This is a genomic window from Burkholderia pulmonis (genome assembly GCF_984667975.1).
This window is the reverse complement of sequence record NZ_OZ480186.1, coordinates 1,506,897-1,530,358: the sequence shown is the minus strand read 5'-3', so window position 1 is coordinate 1,530,358 and position 23,462 is coordinate 1,506,897. Positions and strand designations below refer to the sequence as shown.

Annotated in this window: 22 protein-coding genes; 8 read left to right on the top strand and 14 right to left on the bottom strand. The window is 69.6% G+C overall.

Features of this window, described 5'->3' with window-relative positions; all coding sequences use genetic code 11:
• Nucleotide 1 precedes the first annotated feature (1 nt).
• The gene (bcsB, locus tag AC5LXK_RS07160; protein ID WP_493390948.1) at nt 2-2,332 is read right to left on the bottom strand and encodes a cellulose biosynthesis cyclic di-GMP-binding regulatory protein BcsB; all 2,331 of its coding nucleotides are present in this window, start codon (nt 2,330-2,332) and stop codon (nt 2-4) included.
• Nucleotides 2,333-2,823: 491 nt separating this feature from the next.
• Here bcsB and AC5LXK_RS07155 point away from each other — a divergent pair, with 491 nt between their 5' ends.
• Nucleotides 2,824-3,846 (top strand): diguanylate cyclase domain-containing protein, encoded by a 1,023-nt coding sequence (locus AC5LXK_RS07155; protein ID WP_493390947.1) that lies wholly within the window; start codon nt 2,824-2,826, stop codon nt 3,844-3,846.
• Between the two features lie 55 nt (nt 3,847-3,901).
• Here AC5LXK_RS07155 and AC5LXK_RS07150 read toward each other — a convergent pair whose 3' ends face one another.
• The 4 genes from AC5LXK_RS07150 to AC5LXK_RS07135 are packed head-to-tail and all read right to left on the bottom strand — an operon-like array spanning nt 3,902 to nt 8,188.
• Nucleotides 3,902-4,354: a hypothetical protein gene (locus AC5LXK_RS07150; RefSeq protein WP_493390946.1), complete on the bottom strand. Its 453-nt coding sequence runs from the start codon at nt 4,352-4,354 to the stop codon at nt 3,902-3,904.
• Nucleotides 4,354-5,757, bottom strand: a complete 1,404-nt coding sequence (locus AC5LXK_RS07145; protein ID WP_493390945.1) for a phosphatase PAP2 family protein — start codon at nt 5,755-5,757, stop codon at nt 4,354-4,356. The genes AC5LXK_RS07150 and AC5LXK_RS07145 overlap by 1 nt, the downstream gene beginning before the upstream one ends.
• On the bottom strand, nt 5,754-7,523 hold the full coding sequence (locus AC5LXK_RS07140; RefSeq protein ID WP_493390944.1) for a bifunctional alpha/beta hydrolase/class I SAM-dependent methyltransferase: 1,770 nt from the start codon (nt 7,521-7,523) through the stop codon (nt 5,754-5,756). The genes AC5LXK_RS07145 and AC5LXK_RS07140 overlap by 4 nt, the downstream gene beginning before the upstream one ends.
• A 59-nt stretch (nt 7,524-7,582) precedes the next feature.
• A complete protein-coding gene (locus tag AC5LXK_RS07135) occupies nt 7,583-8,188 on the bottom strand; it encodes a CDP-alcohol phosphatidyltransferase family protein (protein WP_493390943.1) in 606 nt (201 codons plus the stop codon).
• 115 nt (nt 8,189-8,303) lie between these two features.
• Between AC5LXK_RS07135 and AC5LXK_RS07130 the strand changes: the two genes are divergently transcribed.
• The 3 genes from AC5LXK_RS07130 (at nt 8,304) to AC5LXK_RS07120 (ending at nt 10,247) form a co-directional block, all read left to right on the top strand.
• Nucleotides 8,304-8,546 carry a hypothetical protein gene (locus AC5LXK_RS07130; RefSeq protein WP_493390942.1) on the top strand — a complete coding sequence of 81 codons (243 nt, stop codon included), beginning with the start codon at nt 8,304-8,306 and terminating at the stop codon, nt 8,544-8,546.
• A gap of 102 nt (nt 8,547-8,648) precedes the next feature.
• Complete coding sequence (locus AC5LXK_RS07125) at nt 8,649-9,281, top strand: lysophospholipid acyltransferase family protein (RefSeq protein WP_493390941.1); 633 nt, start codon at nt 8,649-8,651, stop codon at nt 9,279-9,281.
• 36 nt (nt 9,282-9,317) lie between these two features.
• On the top strand, nt 9,318-10,247 hold the full coding sequence (locus AC5LXK_RS07120; protein WP_493390939.1) for a phosphatidate cytidylyltransferase: 930 nt from the start codon (nt 9,318-9,320) through the stop codon (nt 10,245-10,247).
• 42 nt (nt 10,248-10,289) lie between these two features.
• Here AC5LXK_RS07120 and AC5LXK_RS07115 read toward each other — a convergent pair whose 3' ends face one another.
• The gene (locus tag AC5LXK_RS07115) at nt 10,290-11,114 is read right to left on the bottom strand and encodes a topoisomerase IV (protein ID WP_493390938.1); all 825 of its coding nucleotides are present in this window, start codon (nt 11,112-11,114) and stop codon (nt 10,290-10,292) included.
• 55 nt (nt 11,115-11,169) lie between these two features.
• Complete coding sequence (locus AC5LXK_RS07110) at nt 11,170-11,925, bottom strand: hypothetical protein (protein WP_493390937.1); 756 nt, start codon at nt 11,923-11,925, stop codon at nt 11,170-11,172.
• 106 nt (nt 11,926-12,031) lie between these two features.
• On the opposite strand from AC5LXK_RS07110, the gene AC5LXK_RS07105 reads away from it, so the two are divergent.
• Nucleotides 12,032-12,829 (top strand): LuxR C-terminal-related transcriptional regulator, encoded by a 798-nt coding sequence (locus tag AC5LXK_RS07105; protein WP_493390936.1) that lies wholly within the window; start codon nt 12,032-12,034, stop codon nt 12,827-12,829.
• Nucleotides 12,830-12,974: 145 nt separating this feature from the next.
• Nucleotides 12,975-13,796 (top strand): carbon-nitrogen hydrolase family protein, encoded by an 822-nt coding sequence (locus AC5LXK_RS07100; RefSeq protein WP_493390935.1) that lies wholly within the window; start codon nt 12,975-12,977, stop codon nt 13,794-13,796.
• Between the two features lie 36 nt (nt 13,797-13,832).
• On the opposite strand, the gene AC5LXK_RS07095 is transcribed toward AC5LXK_RS07100, so the two are convergent.
• From AC5LXK_RS07095 to AC5LXK_RS07085, 3 genes are read right to left on the bottom strand one after another with little or no spacing between them, the layout of a single operon-like run.
• Nucleotides 13,833-14,144: an AtuA-related protein gene (locus AC5LXK_RS07095; RefSeq protein ID WP_493390934.1), complete on the bottom strand. Its 312-nt coding sequence runs from the start codon at nt 14,142-14,144 to the stop codon at nt 13,833-13,835.
• Nucleotides 14,144-15,502 (bottom strand): acyclic terpene utilization AtuA family protein, encoded by a 1,359-nt coding sequence (locus tag AC5LXK_RS07090; protein ID WP_493390933.1) that lies wholly within the window; start codon nt 15,500-15,502, stop codon nt 14,144-14,146. Before AC5LXK_RS07090 ends, AC5LXK_RS07095 begins: the two co-directional genes overlap by 1 nt.
• A 40-nt stretch (nt 15,503-15,542) precedes the next feature.
• Nucleotides 15,543-16,841, bottom strand: coding sequence for a CitMHS family transporter (locus AC5LXK_RS07085; RefSeq protein WP_493390932.1), 1,299 nt, complete (start codon nt 16,839-16,841; stop codon nt 15,543-15,545).
• 97 nt (nt 16,842-16,938) lie between these two features.
• On the opposite strand from AC5LXK_RS07085, the gene AC5LXK_RS07080 reads away from it, so the two are divergent.
• Complete coding sequence (locus tag AC5LXK_RS07080) at nt 16,939-17,835, top strand: LysR family transcriptional regulator (RefSeq protein WP_493390931.1); 897 nt, start codon at nt 16,939-16,941, stop codon at nt 17,833-17,835.
• Between the two features lie 37 nt (nt 17,836-17,872).
• On the opposite strand, the gene AC5LXK_RS07075 is transcribed toward AC5LXK_RS07080, so the two are convergent.
• Both AC5LXK_RS07075 and AC5LXK_RS07070 read right to left on the bottom strand, forming a co-directional pair.
• Nucleotides 17,873-18,457, bottom strand: a complete 585-nt coding sequence (locus AC5LXK_RS07075; RefSeq protein WP_493390930.1) for a flavin reductase family protein — start codon at nt 18,455-18,457, stop codon at nt 17,873-17,875.
• Between the two features lie 132 nt (nt 18,458-18,589).
• Nucleotides 18,590-19,015 (bottom strand): VOC family protein, encoded by a 426-nt coding sequence (locus tag AC5LXK_RS07070; protein ID WP_059234901.1) that lies wholly within the window; start codon nt 19,013-19,015, stop codon nt 18,590-18,592.
• Between the two features lie 112 nt (nt 19,016-19,127).
• Between AC5LXK_RS07070 and AC5LXK_RS07065 the strand changes: the two genes are divergently transcribed.
• A complete protein-coding gene (locus tag AC5LXK_RS07065; RefSeq protein ID WP_493390929.1) occupies nt 19,128-20,018 on the top strand; it encodes a LysR family transcriptional regulator in 891 nt (296 codons plus the stop codon).
• Nucleotides 20,019-20,033: 15 nt separating this feature from the next.
• Here AC5LXK_RS07065 and AC5LXK_RS07060 read toward each other — a convergent pair whose 3' ends face one another.
• Complete coding sequence (locus tag AC5LXK_RS07060) at nt 20,034-20,807, bottom strand: hypothetical protein (RefSeq protein ID WP_493390928.1); 774 nt, start codon at nt 20,805-20,807, stop codon at nt 20,034-20,036.
• Between the two features lie 55 nt (nt 20,808-20,862).
• Entirely contained in the window at nt 20,863-23,430 is a 2,568-nt protein-coding gene (locus AC5LXK_RS07055; RefSeq protein ID WP_493390927.1) for a TonB-dependent siderophore receptor, read from the bottom strand.
• Between the last annotated feature and the right edge of the window lie 32 nt (nt 23,431-23,462).

The window sequence follows — 23,462 nt, the reverse complement described above, 5'->3', positions numbered from 1 at the left end:
GTTACATCCCCCGTCGACGCGCGGCGATTCTCTGCAGCACGCTGAACACGCCGAGCGCGAGCAGCAGCCCCGCGACCACGCCGACCGCGCCGAGCACGACCGGATGCCGCGCCGCATGGGTCCACACGCGCGCATACCACGGCACGAAGCCGACCACGTAGGGCTCGCCGACCCGCAGGCTGTCGACCTGCCCCGGCCGCACGACCGCGAGGTCGCCCTGCAGCTGCGACACGAGGCCGCCGTTCTCGAACACGTCGAGCAGATCGCCGAGACGCGGCTGGTCGGTCGCCGTCAGCGCGACGACGCTGCGGCCGCGACTGCCCGGCAGCTCGAACCCGGCGAGCGCCGCGAGCGGGCCCGTCTGTTCGATATGCGCGCCGCCGTCGGCGAGACCGACGCCGTTGCGCCAGCGCTCCTTCACCGTGAACGCGACGCGCGTCGCGCCGCCGCCCGCACCGCCCTGCTCGCCGATCGCGAGCGGCAGCGCCGAGCGCCAGCGCGCGAGCAGCGGCGACGTGGGCGAGCCGTCGATCACGAGCAGATCCTTGCTGCCCGACAGCGCGGCGACGTCGCCGGGGCGCGCGACCTGCACGCGCAGCGCCGGGTAGCCGGTCCATTCGCCCATGTGGCCGAGCATCGTCAGGTAGGCCTCGAGTTCCTGCGGCGACGGCCGGTCGGGCAGCACGACGGCGGTCTGCGACAGGTCGGCGAAACGCGTGAACGGGAAACCGCTGTTCGCGAAGAACGCGAGGTTCGGCAGTTGCGCGTAGTGGACGAAGTGCGAGAAGTCGATCGTCGAATCGGGATCGATCGCCGCACGCTGCGGCTCGGTGGCCGTGCTCGAGCAGAGGCCCGTCTTCTGCGAGTCGAGCGTGAAGCGGAACTGCAGCTGGTTGCCGCTGCCGACGCGGAACGCGGGAATGTCGACGTCGCTCGTCACGCGCCCTTCCGGCACCGACAGCAGCGGCAGCTGCATGCGGCCGTGCGCGTCCTCGGCATGGGCCGGCCCGAGCCGGTACGACTTCACGAGCTGGTCGTTGATCTCGACGGCGAGCGTCGAGTTGTCCTGCACGGTCGGCGCCGTGTAGCGGTAGCGCAGCGTGATCGGCACGCCCGCGCCGTTCCACGAATGCAGATCGGCCGGCACGCGCAGGTTCAGCCGGATCGCGTCGGGCGTCGTGCCGCGCACTTCCAGCTGGCGCGGATCGTTCACGAGCTCGCGGAACGTGATCGGCCGGTTCACGGGCAGCCAGCGCGGCGCGTCGTACGGCTTGCGCGGCGCGCCGAGATCGACGTGCGCGACCGTCGCCGCCGGCCCCGACAGCACCGCACGGCCGAGCACGAGCGCCGCGACCGCGTCGTCGACCTCGGCCGCCGTGCGGCCCGTGACGACCAGCAGCTTGCGCCCCGGCGCGGCCGGGTTGTCGGCCACCGCGAGCAGCGGGCCGTTGACCGGCGGCAGCGCGAGGCCGGCCGGCAGCGTCGCGGCCGTGCCGACCACCACCGCCTGGTCGTCGGCCGGCAGCGCGGACGACACCGGGAAGCGCGCATGACGGTAGTCGGCCAGCGCGCCGAACCACGACGCGAGCACGCCCGCGCTGCGCAGCGTCGCCGAATCGGGCGTGGCCGGCAGCACGAACGGCAGCCGCACGCGGCCGTTGTCGCGCCGGTCGAAGAACGGCGCGGGCAGCAGCGCGAGATCGTTCGGCAGGCGCACCGGCGATTCGTCGAGGATCAGTTCGCTCGTCGGGCTCACGTCGGCCCACAGCGCCGAGTTCGCCGGATCCTCGCAATGGTCGAGCGTGTAATGCGCGATCAGGCGCAGGCCGATCTGGTTGAAATCGGAGAAGTAGCGCGGATCGATCGGGATCTCTTGCGTGACCGTGCGGCCCGCGCGCGCGGCGTCGAACGGGACGGTCGCGATCACCTCGCCGTTCACCGACACCTTCAGGTGCGACATCGGGAACACCAGCGACGGCGAATACGCGTAGGTCAGGCGCAATCGCGCGCCCGTGACCACGCGGTCGAGCCGCACGCCCGCGTTGATCGTGCGCGCGTCGTCGGCGCCGCGCAGGCGCAGCGGATCGAACGCACCGAGCGACGCGAACGGCAGATGCACGGTCGTCGCCGACAGGCCGGCGGCCGGCGTGCTGGCCGCCGCCGGCGCGGTCGCGAGCACCGGCGCGGCTGCGTCGCCTGGCGCCGCCGGACCGGCAGCGGGCGCCGAAGCGGCTGCCGGCACCGCCGGCATCGGCGCGGCCGACAACGCGGCCGCGTGGAAAGCGCCGACCATGGCGACCGACAGGACGAACAACGACGCGGCCGGCTTCATGCGCCGCTCCGTTGCGTCCGGATCTTCCGGATCTTCCGGTGGTCATCAATCGCGTCGAAATCGACGCGCGCAAAGCAGCTATGCCCGTGAGTGAACATCCCCACTGCTTCCCCTCATATATGACTGACTGGCCTGATTCAATTATCGAAACGATGCGGCGAATTCTTTAATCGCCTTTCATCGTGCTGCGCGCGCCTGGCACCGGTGCACGCCCATTCGTCACACTATCTCAAAAATAGGACAAAACCAGCGCCGATTCGCGACGACGAAGCGAAAAAAACCTCAATCCGGTCGGAAATGCTGCGCAGGCGGTACGAATGGTAAGAATTGCGCCGTTGTCGCCCGACGGGCCGAACGGCATACTGCCGGCGCGGTGCGGCAAGCCCGCGGCGGTCCGCTGCAGACCGCCCCGGAACGCGCTGCCGCGAAGCGGCGCGTATGCTACCGCAAACCCGCGACGCCGGACGTGCTTTCTTTCATGGAAAACTGACTTGAATCAAATCGTCGACCCCGCCACCCCGTCCCCCGACACGTTGCTGCGCATCATCGCGGCGCAGACCGAAATCGCGAAACTCGGCCTCGATCTCGGCAGCGTGATGGCCTATGTGGCCGAGCAGGTGCCGCAGCTCACCGGCGCCAGCGCCGCCGCGGTCGAATTCGCCGAAGGCGACGACATGGTGTACCGCGCCGCGTCGGGTACGGCCGCCGGGATGCTCGGGCTGCGGTTGCAGCGCTCGGGCAGCCTGTCGGGCCTGTGCGTGCAGCAAGGCCAATTGCTGCACTGCATCGATTCGGAAACCGACCCGCGTGTCGATCGCGATGCGTGCCGCCGGGTCGGCTTGCGCTCGATGCTCGTGATGCCGCTCACGCATGCCGACACGACGGTCGGCGTGCTGAAGGTGATGTCGCCGGACGTCGACGGCTTCTCGCAGGCCGACGCCGGCACGCTGCGGCTGACGGCCGATTTGATCGCCGCCGCGATGTTCCACGCGGCGCGCAACGAGGCGAACGAGCTGTATCTGCGCGCGACGCACGACGCGCTCACGGGCCTGCCGAACCGCGCGCTGTTCTACGACCGCCTGCGCCAGTCGATGCACACGGCGCTGCGCGCGAACGGCCGGCTCGGCATTCTCAATATCGACATGGACGGGCTGAAGCCGATCAACGACGGGCTCGGCCACCGCGCGGGCGATGCCGCGCTGCGCGCGATCGCCACGCGGATGCAGGGTGCGGTGCGGCGCTCGGACACGGTCGCGCGCGTCGGCGGCGACGAATTCGCGGTGATCCTGCCGAACATCGGCACCCGCGACGATGCGCACGCGCAAAGCACGCGGCTCGCGCAGCAGGTCGGCGAACCGTTCGAATTCGAGGGACATGCGCTGCGGCTCGGCGTCAGCGTCGGGATCGCGATGCTGCCCGAAGACGGTACCGACATGAATGCGCTGATCGAGCACGCCGACCAGGCGATGTACGAAGTCAAGCGGACGCGGTCGCAGCGCACCGCGCAGGCGTGACGCCCGACGGCCGCCGTCAGGGCCTGTTCACGCTAATAACGGGCTTGCGCCGGCCCTAGCCGATCTGCGGCACCGCGAGCGCGATCCCGACGGCAAGCCACTGCACGATCGCGACGAGCACGCCGGCCCGGCACAGCCCGACCGCGCCGCGCACGCGCGCGTCGAGTGCCCGCCCGGCCTTCGTCGCGTCGATCCAGCCGAGATCGGCGAGCGCGCGGTCGAGCGCCGCGAGCCCGTCGTCGACCGACCCGTCGCCCGCGGCCGCCCGCGCGAGCGCCGCGAACAGCCGGCGGTCGATCTCGATGCGCACCGCGTACCACAGCGCCGCGATGCCCGACCCCGTGCTGACGACGGCCAGCAGCACGCGGCCGAGCGTCGCCGGCGCCCAGCCCGCCGCGATCCACCAGCCGGCCCCGGCCGCGGCCAGCGCGGCCGCGATCGCCCATGCGCCCCCATCGAGCGCGCCGCGCGCGGCGGCAATCCTGAACGGAGCGGACGGATCGCGCATCACGCACGCCCCGCGTCGCGACGGCGATCGATCCAGTGCTGCAGCACGGCCACACCGTCATCCGACCACACCGCGTGCGGCCGCACCGCGCGCACCGCGGCCAGCGCATCGCGCGCGTCATCCAGCCCGCGGCGCGCGGCGAGCCACGCGGCCGCGCACAGCGCGCTGCGCCCGTAACCGAGCGCGCAGCAGACCAGCACGTCGCGCCCTTCCCCGTGCAGGCGCTCGAGCGCCGCGACGGCCTGCGCGAGCTGTGCAGCCGTCGGCGCGACGAGGTCGAGCTGCGGCACGGACGCGTACGCGAGCGACGCATCCGCCGACGCCCAGCGCGGCATCTCGGCGGTCAGGTCGACCAGCGCGGTGAAGCCGTGACGCCGGATGTCGCGTGTCGTCGGCGTACGGCCGATCGACACGCGTTCGTCGATCCGCACCGGCGCCGGCTGCCGGAACGTCCACAGCCGAGAATTGACGAACGCGCCGGCGATCGTCGGCGCGAACAGCCAGCGGATGAAGACCGGGAAACGCCCGTGCGCATCCTTCTGGAACGCGCCGGGCGCGCCCCGCCGGTAGGCCCACGCGACGCACGCGAGCGCCAGCGCGATCCATCCTGCCGCCAGCGCCCAGCCCGGTGCGCGCGGCACGCACCACAGGGCCAGGAGCGTCACCAGGACGGCGCCGAGCGCATAGCGACGCGCGAGCGCGCGGCCGGCCGCGCCCGGCGCCGCCTCGGCGCCCGGCAACCGGCCCGCCGCATCGCGCAGCGGAAACAGGAACAGCGCGAGACAGCCGACGGCCGCACCGGTCGGCACGTCGATCGCGTGATGCTGGTAGGTCGTCAGCACCGACACGCCGATCGCCGCGAACCACAGATGCAGCACGGCGCGAGCGAGCGGGCCGCGCAGGTGCTTCGCATAGACGGCCCACAGCACGACGAGCAACCCGATATGCAGCGACGGCGCCTGGTTGAACGGCTTGTCGAAGCCCATCAGCAGCGTGAACAGCGCGCCGGCCACGCCGCCCGCGTCGGGCCGCTCGAACCCGAAGCGCAGCGGCCATGAGATGAAGCATGCGACCGACACCAGCTGCACGGTCAGCAGCCGCTTCACGTGATCGAGCAGATCGTCGCGGCGCGTCCAGAAGAAAAACGACAGCGCATACAGCAGGTCGATCGACCAGTACGGCACGATCGTCCACGGCACGAACGGGATCGCGTGCTCCCAGCCGAACGCGAATGTCGGCACCGCCGCGCGACGCGCCGCGAGCCAGTTCGCGAAGCCGTAGGACGAGAAGAACACCGCGCCCATCACCGCGAGCCAGCCGAAGCGCAGCGCGAACGACGCGTCGCGCACGCCGGCGGCCGCCGGCTCGGCGAGGCCGCCCGCGCCGCCGCCGAGCGCGCTCATGACGCGTCGACCCGCTGCGCGAGGCTGACCGTGAAGATGCCCATTTCGTCGATCCGCTGGTCGAGCTTGCGGAAACCCGCGCGCGCGACGAGCTCGTCCATCTCGGCCTGCGAGCGGCGGCGCATCACCCAGGTCGATTCGCCGCGGTGGTTGTTCAGCGCGCGCGCGATGAATTCGAGCTGCGGATGCCACGGCTGCCCCGTATAGACGAGATAGCCGCCCGGCGGCACGGCCTGCGCGAGCCCGCGCAGCGAGCGTTCGATCAGCGCGTTCTCGCCGAACAGCTCGTACAGGCCCGACACGATCGCGAGCGTCGGGCGCGGCTCGAGCGTCGCGAGCGACGTCTCGTCGAACGCGTCGCCGCGCTCGAAGCGCGCGATCGGATCGAGGCCGCGCTGCGCGATCAGCACGCGTCCGGCCTCGACGTTCGGCGGGCTGTAGTCGCGCAGCGTGATGTCGTCGGGCGCCGCGCCGTCGCGCTCGGCGGCCGTCGCGATCGCGTCGAGCACGTAGCGCCCGTGGCCGGCCGCGATGTCGACGATCCGCACCGGCGAGCCGTGCCCGCGCAGTCGGCCGATCGCCGCGCCGATCAGTTCCTGCAGGTGCACCTTGCGCTGGCGGATCCCGACCCAGCCCGGCGAATCGAGGTACGTGCGGTCGATCAGCGCGCCGACGCCGAGCCGCCCCTGCGCGCGGTTGCGGTACACGTAGTCGAGCGTCGAGCCCGAATCGAAGCCGAGCCGCAGCCCGAGCGCGATGCCGTCCGACAGCGCGCCGCCGGCTTTCAGGCCGGCGCGTGTGAGCGCCCAGTACGCCCGCGCGAACACGTTCGCGGGCGGCCGGCCGAGCGCCGCGTATTCGTCGTGGAACGCGCCGCGCCGGTCGGCATCCGCGAGCGACACGCGCGGGCTCGGCGCATCGAACTCGCGCAGCACGAACGCCCGCAGCGGCGCGAGCGCCTGCGCGCGGTCGCGCTCGCCGAGCGTGTCGTGATAGAAGCCCGGCAGCACGATGCGCTCCTTGCGCGCCGCGCCGAGCCGTTCGAAGAAGCGGTCCTGCGGGCCGCGATGCACGACCCAGTCGGCGCCCGAGATCAGCAGCAGCGTCGGCACGGTGATCGCGGCCGCATCGGCGACGATCCGCTGCGCGGTGTCGTGCAGGTCGAGCAGCATGTTGACCGCGATCGGCCGCGTGATCAGCGGATCGGACGCGTAGCTCGCGATCCGCTCGGGATCGTGCGTGAGGAATTTCGGCTTCACGTAGCTGTTCACGTAGAACAGCCCGCGCAGCTTGTGCATCAGCCGCAGCCCCGGCCGCGCGAACGGCACGTACAGTTTGATGTGGAACGCCGGCGACGCGACGACGAGCGCGCGGATCGGCGGTGCGTAGTCGTGCGCCCAGGTGGCCGCGAGCACCGCGCCGACGCTCTGGGCGACCACCGCCATGTCCTCGATCGCGATGCCGTGCGTGTCGCGGATATGTTCGACGAAGGTCTGCAGGTCGCGCACCGACGCGGCCGCGCTCGGGCTGTAGCCGCGCGCGCCCGGCGAGCGGCCGTGGCCGCGCGCGTCCCATGCGAAGAACGCGAAATCGGGCAGGTCGAGCTCGTCGACGAGGTGCGCGACGCGCGCCGAATGTTCGTGGCCGCGATGCAGCAGCACGATCGCGCCGCGGCATGGCGCGGCGGTCGCGGGCCAGTGCCGATAGAACAGCGATTCGCCGTCGTGCGTGATGAAGTCGGCCTCACGTGCCGTGCGTGCGCTCATGCGTTTTCTCTCGTTTCGTTATTGGAATTGTGCGGCGCCACCCTCCGGCGCCCTGCCCGTCAGCCGCCCGCTTCGGCGATACCGGCCCGTACGCGCCGCACCGCCGTCACGATCGACAGCACGATCAGCAGCCGCCACAGCCACGCGGCGACGCTGCCGACCGGGAACCCGAGGCCGATCCACAGCGCGAACGCGCCGAGCGCCAGCGCCCGGTCGCTCTTGCCGAACGGGCCGTCGTAGCGGCGCGTCGCGCCGACGAGCGGGCCGATCAGCCCCGCGCATTCGACGATCACCGCCGTCAGCGCGAACAGCCAGACGTCCGCCGGAGCGAACGCGGAAATGGCGAGGAACGGCAGCACCAGCGCGACGTCGGACACGATGTCGCCCAGCTCGTTCAGGTAGGCGCCGAGCCTGCTCTTCTGCCCGTGCTCGCGCGCGAGCATCCCGTCGATCGCGTTGAGCGCCATCCGCGCGAACAGCCACAGCGGAATCAGCAGGAACAGCGCGCGGGCAAACACGCCGAGCCCGGCGAGCGCGCCGACGACGATCGAGCCGCCCGCCGCGAACAGCGTGACCTGGTTGGCCGTGACGCCGCGCTCGGCGAGCGAATTCGCGAACGGGCGCAGACGGTCCTGGAATTTGGGTTTGAGTGCGTAGAGGCTCATCGTTTTATTGGCGCGGCACGGTCTCGGTTGCGTTTCCCCGCCGCCATGCCCCGGGCGGCGAAACGGCCTGCGTCGGCCTTCATTGGACGGCCCCCATCGTCGCCGAGCGGCTCCGATGCGTCAAGCATGCGGCCCGGCCCGCCCGCGCGGCGCCAATCTGGCGTTTTTCGGCGAAACTCGCGATAATCCGCTGGCCCGGGCGCAGCGAGATCGCTTCGAACTGCAGACGGGCACTCGTGCAACAGCCGATTATCACGCCGCCGACCGGCGCTTTCGCCGCGACGCATCAGCGTGCGACGGCGAATCGTCCGATTATCGCGGACCTGCGACAGGCAGCCACGAATTTGAAAAAATTTAAACAAGAGCCGTCCGGCGCGCATCCTGCCGCGCCGGCATTCCGGGGTTCCGCCCGCCGCGCCTGCGCCGCGGGCCGGGCATGCAGGCAGGAGGCGCCGCGCCGATGAACATCCTCAATGTCTGGCAGCGCGACTTCCTGCTGTCCATCGTGCGGCTCGTCGCCGGCGCGTATCCGGTCTGGCATCAGGCGCCGCCGTCCCCGACGCAGAAGATCTATTTCTCGAACCATACGAGCCACATCGACACGCTCGCGATCCTCGCCGCGCTGCCGCGCAACGTGCGCGCGGTCGTCCGGCCGGTCGCCGCGCGCGACTACTGGGACAGCAGCGACACGAAGCGCCACATCGCGCAGAAGCTGCTGAACGTCGTGCTGATCGACCGCCACCGCGAATCCGGCGGCGACCCGCTCGACCCCGTGCGCGACGCGCTGCGGCAGGGCCACTCGATCATCATCTTCCCGGAAGGCACGCGCGGCGCCGAGGTGCTGCCGCAGCCGTTCAAGAGCGGGCTGTTCCATCTCGCGACCGAGTTCCCGGACGTCGCGCTCGCGCCCGTCTACCTCGAGAACCTGCAGCGCATCATGCCGAAAGGCGCGATCTGGCCCGTGCCGCTGATCTGCAAGGTGCATTTCGGGGCGAACGACGCGCTCGGCGGCGACGAAGACAAGCCGACCTTCCTCGCCCGCATGCGCGACGCGATCGTCGCGCTCGCGCCGCCGCAGCGGCCCGCCGGCTGACCGCGGCGCCCCCTTCTCCCTTTTCCGGACATCAACATGCGAACCCTCTTCTGGGAACTGGTCGCGGGCGTCACGGGCGTGCTCGTCGTCGCGACCGTGATCGGCGCGATCCTCGGCGCGCGCAGCGGCGGCCAGAGCTCGACCATCGTCAACCTGAACCAGCGCATCCGCGCGTGGTGGGCGATGATCGCGATCATGGCCATCGCGATCGGCCTCGGCAACAACGTCACGTACCTGGTGTTCGCGCTGCTGTCGTACCTGACGCTGCGCGAATTCATCACGCTCACGCCGACCACCGCGAGCGACCATACGACGCTCTTCATCGCGTTCTTCGTCGCGATCCCCGTGCAGTACCTGTTGCTCGGGATCAACTGGTACGGGATGTATTCGATCTTCGTGCCCGTGCACCTGTTCTTCGCGATGTCGCTCGTCTCGGCGCTCACGCAGGACACGCGCGAATTCCTGAGCCGCAACGCGAAGATCAACTGGGCGCTGATGGTGTGCGTGTACGGCCTGAGCCACGCGCCGGCCGTGCTGATCCTCGACATTCCGCACTACACGGGACAGAACGCACTGCTGCTGTTCTTCTTCCTGTTCGTCGTGCAGATCAGCGACGTGCTGCAATACGTCGTCGGCAAGCTGTTCGGACGCCGCAAGATCGCGCCGCAACTGTCGCCGTCGAAGACGATCGAAGGCTTCATCGGCGGCGGCCTGCTGGCCACGCTGTGCGGCGCGTCGCTGTACCGCGTGACGCCGTTCAGCTTCGGTGCGGCATTCGGGATCTCGCTCGCGATCGTGATCGCGGGCTTCGTCGGCGGGCTCGTGCTGTCGGCCGTCAAGCGCTCGCTCGGCACGAAGGACTGGGGCTCGATGATCGCGGGCCACGGCGGGATGCTCGACCGCGTCGACTCGATCTGCTTCGCGGCGCCCGTGTTCTTTCACCTCGTCCGCTACCTGTACGTGTGACGCGCGGGCGGCGCAACGCCGCCCGTATCCGTGCGCGAAGGATCAGTACCCTTCGCGCAATGCCTTCGGCACGATGTAGCGGCCGCGCGCCGCGTCGAATTTCACCGTGTAGCGCGCGTGAATGTCCCGGTCGCCGCGATCGCCCGTTTCCGTGACCGTCAGCGGATAGACGTCGCCGGTGCCCGTCGTGTCGGGCACGATCGTGAACGTGCGGCTCTCGCAGTGCGCTTTCGCATTCGCGCAATCGAGCGACCCCGTGTTGTCGAGCGCTTCGTTGATGCGCACCGCCGCTTCGACGATCGCCTTCCCGTACGGCAGCCAGATCGACCGGCTCGCCTGCGTGTAGCCCTGCAGCGTGATCCCGTCGCCGATCACGAACCCGAACAGGTGCGGCCCGAGCCGCTCGATGCGCACCGTGCCCGGCTCGCCGCGCTTGCCCGACGCGATCTCCGTTTTCTTCACGACCGGCTCGAGCGTCCTGCCGTCCGCCGCCGGCTTCAGCACGTACAGGTCGATCGTGCCGGCCGTACCGTCCGAATCCATCCCCGGCATGCCGTCCTGCACGGCCGCTTCGGTCTCGCCGCACATCGCGAGCAGCGTGCGCGCACCGTCCGCGGTCGCGACGCGCAGCGAGCCGCACGCCGAATAGATGAAATCGCCGCCGTCCGCCTGCCAGCCCTTGCGGTCCGCGCGCCATTTGCCGTAAGCGTCGTGGATGAAGGCCTTCAACTGACGGTCGGGCTGGACCGGCTCGGCGGCATAAACGGGCGACAGCGCCGAGAGCATGGTGAGTACCGCGAGTGCGCCCAGTGCAGCGAGCGAGGCGGCGGACGGCTTGAGACGGGGGTTCCGGTGCGGGACGGTCATGACGAGGTGCGTTCTGGTCGGGAAGATGAATGGCGGATGGAGCGGGCGCGGACGATCACGGCTGCCGTGGCGCGATGCCGGTGCCGTCCGGCTTCAGCCGCGCGGTCGCCACCCACCCTTCGGCGATGCCGCGCGTGCGCGGATTCAGGTAGACGACCGACGTGAAACGGCCGTATTCGGCCCGTGTGTCGACGTGGTCGTGCGCGACGACGAACAGCCCGTCGATCCGGCACGCGTCGTCCGGCGCGGAAAAGAACGGCAACCGCCCGTTGCCGGTCACGACACGCCCGGCGTCGCTGCCCATCACATAATCACCCTGCCCCTGTGCCCGGCGGTTCAGCGCGTCGCAATCGACCGCGCTGCGCACCGGTGCCGCCGGCGCTTCACACGCCGACACGGCCCGCGACAGCGCGCGCCGGTCGAGCGTGAGCACGTCCGGCCGGTCCGGATCGCGCGTGATGTCGAACGCGCGCATCGCCTGCGTATCGAGCGTCACCCAGCCGATCGTCGCGTCGCGGTTGGGCGTGCCGGGATGCTCGGGTATCGTGAACAGCCGGATGCGGTAGACATGGCCGTCGCGCTCGTCCACGTCGGCGCGGATGTCGCGGCGATCCATCGCGGTCTGCCGCAGCGCCGGTACGATCAGCGCCGTCAGTTGCGCGTCGCACGACGCCGGCGGCGCAGCGGCCGCCGATTGCACGGCCAGCGCGCCGGCGCACGCCAGCACGGCACGCATCGCGCGTGCCGCGCACCGGCCACGACGCCCGGCCTCGCCATTCGCGCCGGCCGGCGTTACGATCTCGTTCTTCACCCCAGGCTCCGTTCGATGCACGCGGGAATCGGCCCGCGACGCCGTAGCGTACACGCACGGCGCGCCACCGCAAGCATCGGGCGGCCGGCCCGACATGGACACACGCATGAACCTGACCTTGCAGGACATCGCCTGGCACCGCTCGGTCGGGCGGCTCATCGAGTCGCTCGACCAGCCGGGCTTCTGGCTGTCGCTGGTCCGGCTGATCGAGGAATACGTCGCGGTCGACAGCTGGGTCGCGCTGATGTTCGGCGACGGCCGCCCGCAGGTGTTCGCCGAATGCGCGTACGAAGGCGGCGGCCCGGACCCGCTGTTCCGCGACTACGTGCAGGGCCTGTACCTGCTGGATCCGTTCTATATCGCGAACCGCGACGCGCCGGCAAGCGGCCTGTTCCGGCTGTCCGACGTCGCGCCCGAGTGCTTTCGCGACACCGAGTACTACACGCGCTATTTCACGCACAACGTCGTCGAGGACGAGGTGCAGTTCAACGTCGTGCTCGACGACACGCTCACGCTGTGCCTGTCGCTCGGCAGCAAGCGGCGCTTCAGCCCCGACCAGGTGGCGCTCCTCGACCTGGTGCGGCCATGGGTCGTCGCGCTGATGCGCCAGCGCCTCGCGTACGAGCACACGCCGGCCGACGCCACGCCGCCGCGCCCGGCCGGCGCCGGCGCGCAGGATCGCTTCGAGCACGCGATGGCACGGCTCGGCACCCCGCTCACCGCGCGCGAACTCGACGTGATCCGGTTGATCCTGAGCGGCTGCTCGAACAAGGAAGTCGCGAACAAGCTGGCGATTTCGGCGGAAACGGTCAAGGTGCACCGGCGCAACCTCTACGCGAAACTCGCGATCAATTCGCAGTCGGAGCTGTTCTCGCTGTTCCTGAACGCGCAGACGGGTGCGTGACGATCGGCGGCCTGCCGCAAGATCAATACCCCCGACGGGTTAACGCATCGGCGGGATGGGAAATCGCACGGTTCGGCGCATACTGGGCCCTCGTTCCAACCGCTCCGCCGCGTACCGCGACGGGCCACCGCCACCGAACCCGCCCATGAAACTGAAGCTCGACATCGTCCAGCTCGCCGGCCGCGACGGCGACACGCACTACAATCTGCAGCGCACGCTCGACGCGATCGCGACCTGCGCGCCCGGCACCGACATCGTGATGTTTCCGGAAGCGCAGCTCACCGGTTTTCTCGATCCGTCGAATCTCGCAGAGGTTGCCGAACCGCTCGACGGCCCGAGCGTCGGCGCGGTGATCGCGGCTGCGCGTGAGCGCGACGTCGCGGTCGTGGTCGGGCTGATCGAGAACGATGACGGCCGCTTCTACAACACGACCGTGTTCGTCACGCCCGACGGCATCGCGCTGCGCTATCGCAAAACACACCTTTGGGTGAGCGAGCACGGCATCGTGCTGCCCGGCGACCGTTATGCGACCGTCGAATGGCGCGGCGTGCGGATCGGCCTGCTGATCTGCTACGACAGCGAATTCCCGGAACCCGGCCGTGCGCTCGCCGCGCTCGGCGCGCAGCTGATCCTCGTGACCGACGGCAACATGGAGCCGTACCGCCCCGTTCACCGCACGTCCGTGTCGGCGCGCGCGATGGAAAACCAGGTGTTCGCCGCAGTGGCCAACCGCGTCGGCGGCAGCACGCACGACGTCGTGTTCGCGGGCGGCAGCCTCGCGGTCGATCCGTTCGGCAACGTGATCTTCGAAGCCGGCAATACCGAATCGCGTCACGCGGTCGCGCTCGATTTCGACCAGCTGGCGGCGTCGCGTGCGGTCTACGACTACCGGCGGGATCAGCGCCTGCACATCGCCGGCGAACGTATCGAGCACGCGGACGGGCGTCGCGAGTGGCTGATTCCGTAACGGGCGTCTGCCCGCATCCGGTGGCGGCGCCATCCGTCACACCGGATCGGGCACCTCGAACGCCAGCAGCGCCGAACTGACCGACTTCCCGTGCGCATCGAGCGCGAGCGAGCGCGTCACGCCGCCGCCGAGCGCATCGCGCAGCACGAAGTTGAATGCCCCGAGCGCCGGCAGTTCGTAGCGCACGACGTCGCCGCGCACGATGCCCGCGAGCCAGGCCTTCACCGCTTGCGCATCCAGATGCGCGCGCAGATGGTCGTAGTGACGCGGATCGCGGCAGATGACCGACACGTTCAGCGTATTGCCCTTGTCGCCGGTGCGCGCATGCGCGAGTTCACGCAGTTGCATCATGCCTCCACGAATGAGAACGACGGCGTCACGGCCGCACGCGGCAGCAGTACCGACTGCACCGCGATCACCTCGCGCGTCGACTTGAACGCGCCGCCGCCGCCGGCCGGCCCGTTCGTGTAGAGCGTCTCGACTTCATTGCCGATCCGCGCGGCTTCGGCAGCGTTCGCCGTGCGGCCGGCCACCCGCACGCGCACTTCGGCCGGCTCGCCGCACACGGCCGGCGTCGCGTCGCCGTACAGCGAATCGACGCCGATCAGGTCGAAGCGCAACTCGGTCGCCGCGACGCCCGTCAGCGCCAGCCGCTCGCGGACGATGTCGAGCGCGAGACGGGCGCGTTCGCGCGCGCCCGGGCCGCCGTACGAAATCTGGCCTTCGCCGATCCAGCCGTCGACGTAAGCGACCGACACCTTCAGCGTATCGGGCCGCACGGTGCCGCGCCCGCCCGTCACGCGCACGCGATCGGTCGCCTCCTCCACGACGGCGACCCGCGTGAAATCGGCGACGACATCGGGCTGCAGATAGCGCGCCGGATCGTGAATCTCGTAGAGCAGCTGTTCCTTGCAGGTCGCCGCGCTCACGCGGCCGCCTGCGTGCGGCACCTTCGTGATCGTGACCGAGCCGTCGGCCGCAACTTCGCCGATCGGGAACCCGAGCCGCGCGAGGTTCGGCACGTCCTTGTAGCCGGGGTCGGCGAAATAGCCGCCTGTCACCTGCCCCGCGCATTCGAGCAGATGGCCGACGACGGTCGCCTGCCCGAGCGTGTCCCAGTCGTCCATCCGCCAGCCGAACGCGTGGATCAGCGGCGCGGCGAACAGCGACGGGTCGGCGACGCGCCCGGTCAGCACGACGTCCGCGCCGGCCGCGAGCGCATCGACGATCGGCGCGGCGCCGAGGTACGCATTCGCGGACACGATGCGGTCGCGATACGCGGCGACTGCGTCGCCCGATTCCTCGAACCGGAACGCCCCGCGCAATACGACGTCGAGCACGTCGTCGCCTTCGACCGCCGCGACCCTCAACCCCGCGATGCCGAGCGATTGCGCGATCTGCGCGGTACGCCGCGCAGCTGCTCGCGGATTGGCCGCCCCCATGTTCGACACGATGCGCACGCGCTTCGCCGACGCAACCGGCAGCACCGCCTGCATGCGCGCGTCGAGCAGCGGATCGTAGCCGAGCGCCGGATCCTTGCGGCGCGCCTGCTGCGCGATCGCGATCGTGCGCTCGGCCAGGCATTCGAAGACGAGATAGTCGAGCTGCCCGTGTTCGGCCAGCTCGACCGCGGGCTCGATCCGGTCGCCCGAGTAGCCGGCGCCCGCGCCGATGCGCACGCGCCGTTCAGGTTGCTTTGCTGTCATGTCGGTACCGTCGTCCGGCGGATTGTGCCACCGGGAATGTTCAAAAGATGCCCAGCACGACGCATGCGATCGTCATCACGATCGACGCGCCGAACAGCAGCGGAAACGTGAATTTCTGGTGCTCGGCCAGCTCGATGCCGCACAGGCCGACGACGAGGAACGTCGCGGGCGTCAGCGGGCTGACCGGGAACCCGGTCGTCATCTGGCCGAGCAGCGCGGCCTGTCCAACCTGCACGGCAGGCACGCCCAGCTGGCCGGCCACTTCCGCGATCACGGGCAGCACGCCGAAGTAGAACGAATCGGGGTCGAACAGCATGCTGAGCGGCATCGACGCGAAGCCGAGCACCACGGGAATGTGGCCGGCCATCGACGGCGGCACGAAGCCGACCGCCGCCTGCGCCATCGCCTTCAGCATCCCGCTGCCCTGCATGATCCCCGTGAACACGCCGGCCGCGAGCAGGATGCCGGCCATCATCAGCGCGGCGCGCGCATGCGCGTCGATGCGCTTCCTCTGCATGTCGACGTCCGGGTAATTCACCATCAGCGCGATGCACAGCCCGACCATGAACATGATCGCGGGCGGAATCTTCTCGCCCATCACAACCATCGTGCCGAGCACGACGAACGTCAGCGCGAGGTTGAACCAGAACAGGTGCGGCCGGCGCAGCGCCTGCTCGTCGGGTGTCAGCTCGCGCTTCGGCAGCGGGATCGACGCATCGTCGCGCGACAGGCCGAGCCGCTTCTCCTCGCGCCGCCCGAGCCAGTAGGCGACGCCGAACACGAACACGAGCCCGATCGCCTGCACCGGGATCAGCGGATTGAACAGCGCCGACACCGGCAGGTGCAGCGACGCCGATGCGCGGATCATCGGCCCCGTCCACGGCAGGAAGTTGATGCCCGCGGCCATCGACACCGCGGCGGCGAGCACGCGCCGGTCCATCTTCAGCCGGTCGTACAGCGGCAGCACGGCCGGAATCGTCACGAGAAAGCAGACGGCGCCCGAGCCGTCGAGGTGGATCAGCAGTGCGAGCAGCGTCGTGCCCATCACGATGCGTGTCGGCCGCGTGCCGACCGCACGCAGGATCCGGTCGATGATCGGATCGAGCGTGCCGGCATCGGTGATCGTCCCGAAATACAGGATCGCGAACACGAACATGCCGACGACGGGCGCGAGGCCCTTCAGCCCGTCGATGACGAACTTGCTGGTGTGCAGCCCGAAACCGCCGATCAGCGACGCGGCGATCGGCACGATGATCAGCGCGACGAGCGGCGACATCCGCTTCGACAGAATCGCGGCCAGCAGCACGACGATCGTGCCAAGCCCGAGTAACGGCAGCATCCGTGTCTCCTACCTTGTCTTTTGTTGGAGACGAGCGTAAGGTCGGCGCAGCGATAGCACAATTGAAATGATTTGATCGCAGCAATCACGAACCGTTATGGATCTGAATCTTCGCGACATTCGCGCGTTCGTCACCGTCGCGCACGCCGGCAACTTCACGCGCGCGGCCGCACGCCTGCACCTGTCACAGCCGGCGCTGACCGTGCAGATCCGCCGGCTCGAGGAGATCGTCGGCGCGCGCCTGTTCGACCGCAACAGCCGCAGCGTCGCGCTCACGCAGACCGGGCGCGAACTGCTGCCGCTGTTGCAGCGCTCGCTCGACGACATGGAGCGCGTGCTGCGCGATGCGCGCGCACTCGGCGAAGGCGCGAGCGGCACGGTACGGCTCGCGTGCCTGCCGACCTTCGCGTCCAGCGTGCTGCCGGAGCTGATCCAGTCGTTCCGGCGTGACGTGCCGCGCGCGGGCTTCGAAATCCGCGACGGCGTCGCGAGCCTCGTCACCGCACTGGTGCGCAACGAGGAGGCCGATCTCGGGCTGACCGGCGGCGACACGTTCGATGCGTCGCTGGAGGTGCTGTATGCGGGCGCCGACCGGCTCGTCGCCGTGTGCCCGAAAGATCATCCGCTCGCGCGCAAGCGTCGCGTCACCACCGCCGACGTCGCCGGCGTGCCGCTCGTGCTCACCGCGCAAGGCACCAGCGTGCGCAGCGTCGTCGATGCCGCGCTGGAAGCGGCCGGCTGCACGGCCGACATCGCGTGCGAGCCGACCTACATGATGACGGCTGTCGCAATGGTGCGCGGCGGCCTAGGCGTGACGATCCTGCCCGCGACCGCGCGCGAGGTGCGCGCCGAGCCCGAGCTGGTCGCGAAGCCGATCGACGATCCCGCGTTCGTGCGGCCGATCGCGCTCGTCACGAAACGCGGTCGCACGCTGCCGCGCGTCGCGCAAGCGTTCGCCGAAACGATGCTCGCGGAATTGAAAAGGCGCGCGTGAAGCGCGCCTGAATCGTGCAGGAAAGGTCGTCCGGCGCTTACTGCGCGTCCGGATCGACGTGCAGCGATTCGCCGATCGCATAGAAATTGCCGCCCGCGATGTAGTGCAGGCTGCGCAGCGCGGGATCGGCCGATTCGAAATACCAGTGTCCGTCGCGGAACACGCGCGTGTCGGACCATGCACCAACCACTTCGCCGATGAACAGGTCATAGGTCTGCTGGTTGTGCGGCTCGGGAATCAGCTTGCACGCGAGCCAGCCCGAGCAGCCGGCGACGAACGGCAGGTCGTGCCCTTCGACGTCGAACAGCGTGACACCCGCTTCGCGCAGCTTGTCGGGCCGCTCCGCGAGGCTGTGGCTGCCGACCGCATGCGTGAGCTGCAGTTGCGCCGCCGTCGGCACCTGGATCACGAACGTGCCGCTGCGCTCGACGAGCTCGCGCGTCTTCGCGGACTTGTCGAGCACGACTGTCAGCTTCGGCGGCAGGAAGTCCAGCGCGCACGCCCACGCGGCCGCCATCACGTTGTCGACGCCGTCGTGACGGGCCGACACGAGCACGGTCGGGCCGTGGTTGAGGAGACGGTAGGCTTTCTTCAGCTCCACCGGAGCGATGTGACTGTCCATGCGGGTTCCTTGGAGAACGGCGCGCACGGGCGAATGCCGTGCGGCGCGGCGTCGGCCGGCGCGCCTGCGCACGCCCATGCCGGAGGCCGCATTCTCGCACCCAAATTCAATCGGCGCTGACGGCGCCGCCGGTCACTTCGCGAACAGCTGGCCGATGTCGCGGAACGCCTTGAATTCGAGCGCATTGCCGCACGGATCGAACAGGAACATCGTCGCCTGTTCGCCGACCTGCCCCTGGAACCGCACATACGGCTCGATCACGAAGGTCACGCCGAACGAACGCAGCCGCTCGGCCAGCGCTTCCCAGCTCGGCCAGTCGAGCACGATCCCGAAATGCGGCACCGGCACGTCGTGGCCGTCGACCGCATTCGTATGCGCGCCTTCCTGCGACGCGGTCTTCGGGTGCGCGTGAATCACGAGCTGGTGCCCGTAGAAGTCGAAGTCGACCCATTGCGCGCTCGAACGCCCCTCTTCCAGCCCGAACACGCGACCGTAGAAATCGCGCGCGGCCGGCAGGTCGTAGACCGGAATCGCCAGGTGAAACGGGGAAAGACTCATGATTGCCTCGTGAAGGAACGCTCGCGTGGCGCGAGGACGGCACCATGGTAGACAAGGTCGATCAAAAATTAAATCAATATATAATTTCTCGATTCACAAACAGAATTGATGAATGATCCGCGAACTGAAAACCCTCGTCGCCGTCGCCCGGGAAGGCACCTTCGCCGCCGCCGGCAACCGTATCGGGCTCACGCAGGCCGCCGTCAGCGCACAGATGCAGCGGCTCGAAGCCGAACTCGGCTTCGCGCTGTTCGACCGGCAAGGGCGCTCGGCGCGGCTCAACGAGATGGGCCATCACGTGCTCGACCAGGCGCAGGCGCTGATCGGCCTCTACGAGAACCTGAGCTCGACGGCGCCCGGCTCGCCTGCCGCCGTGCGCGTGACGATCGGCGCGATCGCGTCGGTGCAGAGCGCGCTGCTGCCGGCCGCGCTGGCGGATTTCCATCGCCTGCATCCCGCCTGCCGCACGCGCGTGATCCCGGGGCTGTCGATCGAACTGGTGAACCGGGTCGATGCGGGCGAGATCGACATGGCCGCGATCATCCGCCCGCCGTTTTCGTTGCAGAGCGACCTGCACTGGACGACGCTCGCGCAGGAACCGTTCCGGCTGATCGTGCCGCGCGCCGTGAAGGGCAAGGACTGGGCCGACCTGCTCGCGAACGAGCCGTTCGTCCGCTACGACCGCGCGTCGTTCGGCGGCCGCCAGGTCGATCGCTTTCTGCGGAAGATGCACATCGCGGTGCGCGACACCTGCGAACTCGACGAGCTCGATGCGATCGTCAAGCTGGTCGAGAACGGCGTGGGCGTCGCGATCGTGCCGCAGACCGCCGTGTATCGCCGCTGGCCCGCCGGCGTCCGCGCGATCGACCTCGGGCATCACACGTTCCACCGCGACATCGGGCTCGTGCATCGCGCGCGGCGCACGATGTCGGAACCCGCACAACGGCTCGCACTGTTGATCGAGGAAGCGTCGCGGCGGCGCTCGCCGCCGCCGGCCGCGTAATCGGTGCGCGACGGCTCAGCGCCGCCCGGCCGCCCAGTCCACCGCCGCATCGAACAGCGCGACGCCGGCCGGCGACAGGTTCGTGAACGTGTCGTTGTCGAGGAAGAACATCACCCGGCGCGCCGGCGCGAGCGCTTCGTAGTCCATCGTCGCGCCCTTCTCGTACGCGAAGATCGCGGCCTTGTCGGGTTGGCCGTACACGGTCGCGATCGTGATCGCGCCGAGCCCCGGCTTGCCCCAGCTCATCGGCGCCTGCTTGCCGTACACGTTCGTCGCGCCGGCCGGCAGCCCGGCCGAGACCGGATGCGGCGCATTGACGAGCCACAGGTAGCGTTCCTTGCCGGTTTCCCCGAAGTCGACGTCGTGCCGCTTGCCCGTCATCGCGAGATCGTCGAGCAGGTCGTTTTCCCATGTGACGAGCGGCTTGTCGAGCGTGCGCCAGCCGGGCCGCACGTTCTTCGACGACACCGTCGACGAGATCACGACCAGGTCGGCGTCGCGCGCCGCGTCGGGCGTGGCCGACTCGTCGATCAGGCGCACCGCGTAACCGCGTTCGCCGAGATGCTGGCCGATGCGCTCGTCGACCTTCAGGTTCGGGCCGCGCAACTGCACGAGCATCGCGACGCGCGTGACGGCGGGCGTCGCCTCCGCTGCGCACGCAGGGGCCGACACCCCGGCGCCGAGACCTGCGGACAACGCGAGCACCGAGCCCGCGATCGCGCGCAATGTGCGGCGCCGTGCGCCGGCGGCAACGGCGCGCACGGCGCCGGTCTTCATCTTCAGGTTCATCCGGGTTTGCTCCGAAGCCGCGCGCCGGCGTTGCGGCCGCGCGGCGATTGCATGGTCAGAACTGCAGCGTGGTCAGCAGCGACACCTGTCGCGCATCGCCGATCGCGACGAAGTAACGGTTCGCGCTCGACGGGTAGTACGTGCGGTTGAACAGGTTCTTCACGTTGAGCTGGAACGACAGCTTCTGCTTGCCGATCCGCGTGTCGTAGGTCGCGAACGCGTCGGCGAGCACGTACGACGGCAGCGTGAAGCTGTTCGCGGAATCGCCGGGCCGTGCGCCGACGTAGCGTGCGGCCGCGCCGATGCGCAGGTCGTCGCCGCCCGCCACCGTGCCGAAGTCGTAGACGGCCGCGAGCGACGCGGTGTGACGCGCGACGTTCCACAGCTGGTTGCCCGCATACAGCGGATCCTCGGTCGTCTTCGCGTCGATGTACGCGTAGCTCGCGATCACGTTCACGCGCTCGCCGATCCGGCCCGACACGTCGAGCTCGACGCCGCGCGAGCGTGCCTTGCCCGACGTGCGCCAGTCGGTCAGCTTCGTCGCGTCGTTGTACTGCGACACGAGCACGTTCTTCTTGTCGATGTTGAACAGCGCGAGCGTGCCGGTCATCCCGCCGGGCAGGTCGAGCTTGCCGCCCACTTCCCACGCGGTCGCTTCCTCGGGCGGCGTTGCGCCGTCGATCATGTAGCCCGACATCGGCGCGATCGACGACGACGGCTTCAGCGACTGCGAATAGCTGCCGTACAGCGAGAACGACTCGGTCCACTTGTAGACGACGCCCGCGCGCGGCAGCCACTTCGAGCCGCTGAGATCGGTGTTCGCCTTGAACGGCCGGCCGCGCCCCGCCACCTGGTTGTACGTGATGTAGCGGATCCCGCCCGACACGATCCACTTGTCGGTCAGGTGGACCGTATCCTGGAAGAACGCGGACGCGTCGTGCAGCGTATCGGTCTGGTCGCTGTCGCTGGCGGACACCGTGCTCGACGGCGGCAGCAGCCCGTACACCGGATTGATGTAGCTGAACGGCGTCTTCACCGCCTGGCGCAGCATGTCCTTGCGATAGATGCGGCGGTATTCGGTATCGAAGCCGACCTGCACGTCGTGCCGCATCCCCGCGAGCGTCAGCTTGCCGTTCACATAGCCGATCCCGTAGCTGTCGGTGCTGAGCGAACCGTGCGTCGCATCGTTGCTGCGCGTCATCGTGCCCTTCACCGGATCGACGCCCGTCGTGCGCAACTGGTTCGCGTCGTAGGTCTCGCTGTTGTAGCTGTAGCCGACATGCGCGCTCCAGTCCGCGTTGAACTGGTGATCGACGGTCAGTTGCGCGAGATGCGATTCGCCGTCCATGTTGTTGAACGGCTCGTCGATGCGCCGCCGCGCGGGAATGTCGAGCGGCGCATTGGTGCGCGGGTCGAGCGCGGTGCCGCGATCGAACGGCGAATGGAACTTGCGGTACTGGTAGGACACTGCGACCTGCGTATCGCGGCCGTACCACGCGAGCGACGGCGCGACGAAGGTCTGCCGGTACTCGCCGAAGTTGCGCCAGTACTGCTCGTTCGACTGGTCGACGATCAGCCGGTACGCGAGCCGCGAATCGCCGACCGGCCCGGTCGAATCGAACGTCGCACCGCCGCCGTTCCTGCCGTGACCGAACGTCGATGCGCCGAGCGAGATCGCGTTGTAGCGCGTGAGCTGCGGCTGCTTGCTGACGACGTTGACGACGCCGCCCGGATCCATCAGCCCGTACAGCAGCGACGTCGGCCCCTTCAGCACCTCGACGCTGTCGACCGCCGCGTTGAACGCACGGCCCTGCACGAGCGGCATGCCGTTCTGCATGATTGAGCCGTCGCGGTTGCCGCCGAAGCCGCGTTTCATGATCGTGTCCTGCGTGCCCGCGAGCGTGTTGCCCTGCGTGATGCCGCTCACGTTGCCGAGTGCGTCGTCGAGATTGCGCGGACGCTGGTCGCGCAGCACCTGTGCGGGCACGATGTTGACGGCCTGTGCGCTGTCGAGCAGCGGAATGTCGGAACGCAGCACGCCCGCTTCCTTCGGCGCGCGATAGCTTTCGGCGCGCAACGCGCTGGCGCGCACGTTGATCGCCGGCAACTCGGCAGCCGGTGCGGCGCCCGCCGCCACGGGGCGGCCGGCCGAACCGTCGGCGCGCATCAGCGTGTAGCCGCCGCCCGGCTGGCGCAGCGCGACGAGGCCCGTGCCGGCCAGCAGGCGGTCGAACGCACCGTCGACGTCGAACCGGCCGTGCACGCCGCCGCTCGTCAGGCCGGCCGTCAGCTCGGCCGGAAAGGCCAGCAGGATGCCCGCATCGCGCCCGAACCGGTTCAGCGCCGCTTCGAGCGGGCCGGCCTGAATGTCGAACGCGCGCCGCGACGCCCGCTGTGCGGCGGGCGCCGCATCGGTGTCGGGGTCGGCCAGCGCGGGCAGCGGCAGCAACGCCGACAGCAGGACGGCGCCGGCCAGTCGGCATGCAAGACGGCCCGGTGCGGCCGGGCGCGATGCGCGCGGCAGGTGACGGGCGGGCGCCGGGCGGCGCCGATACGTGAGACGGATGGAAACCATGATCGGAGGGTCGGTGGACGATGGGCCAGTGCTGCATTCATTACCCATGTCACGCGAACATCGAGAAACAGCTCAGGTCG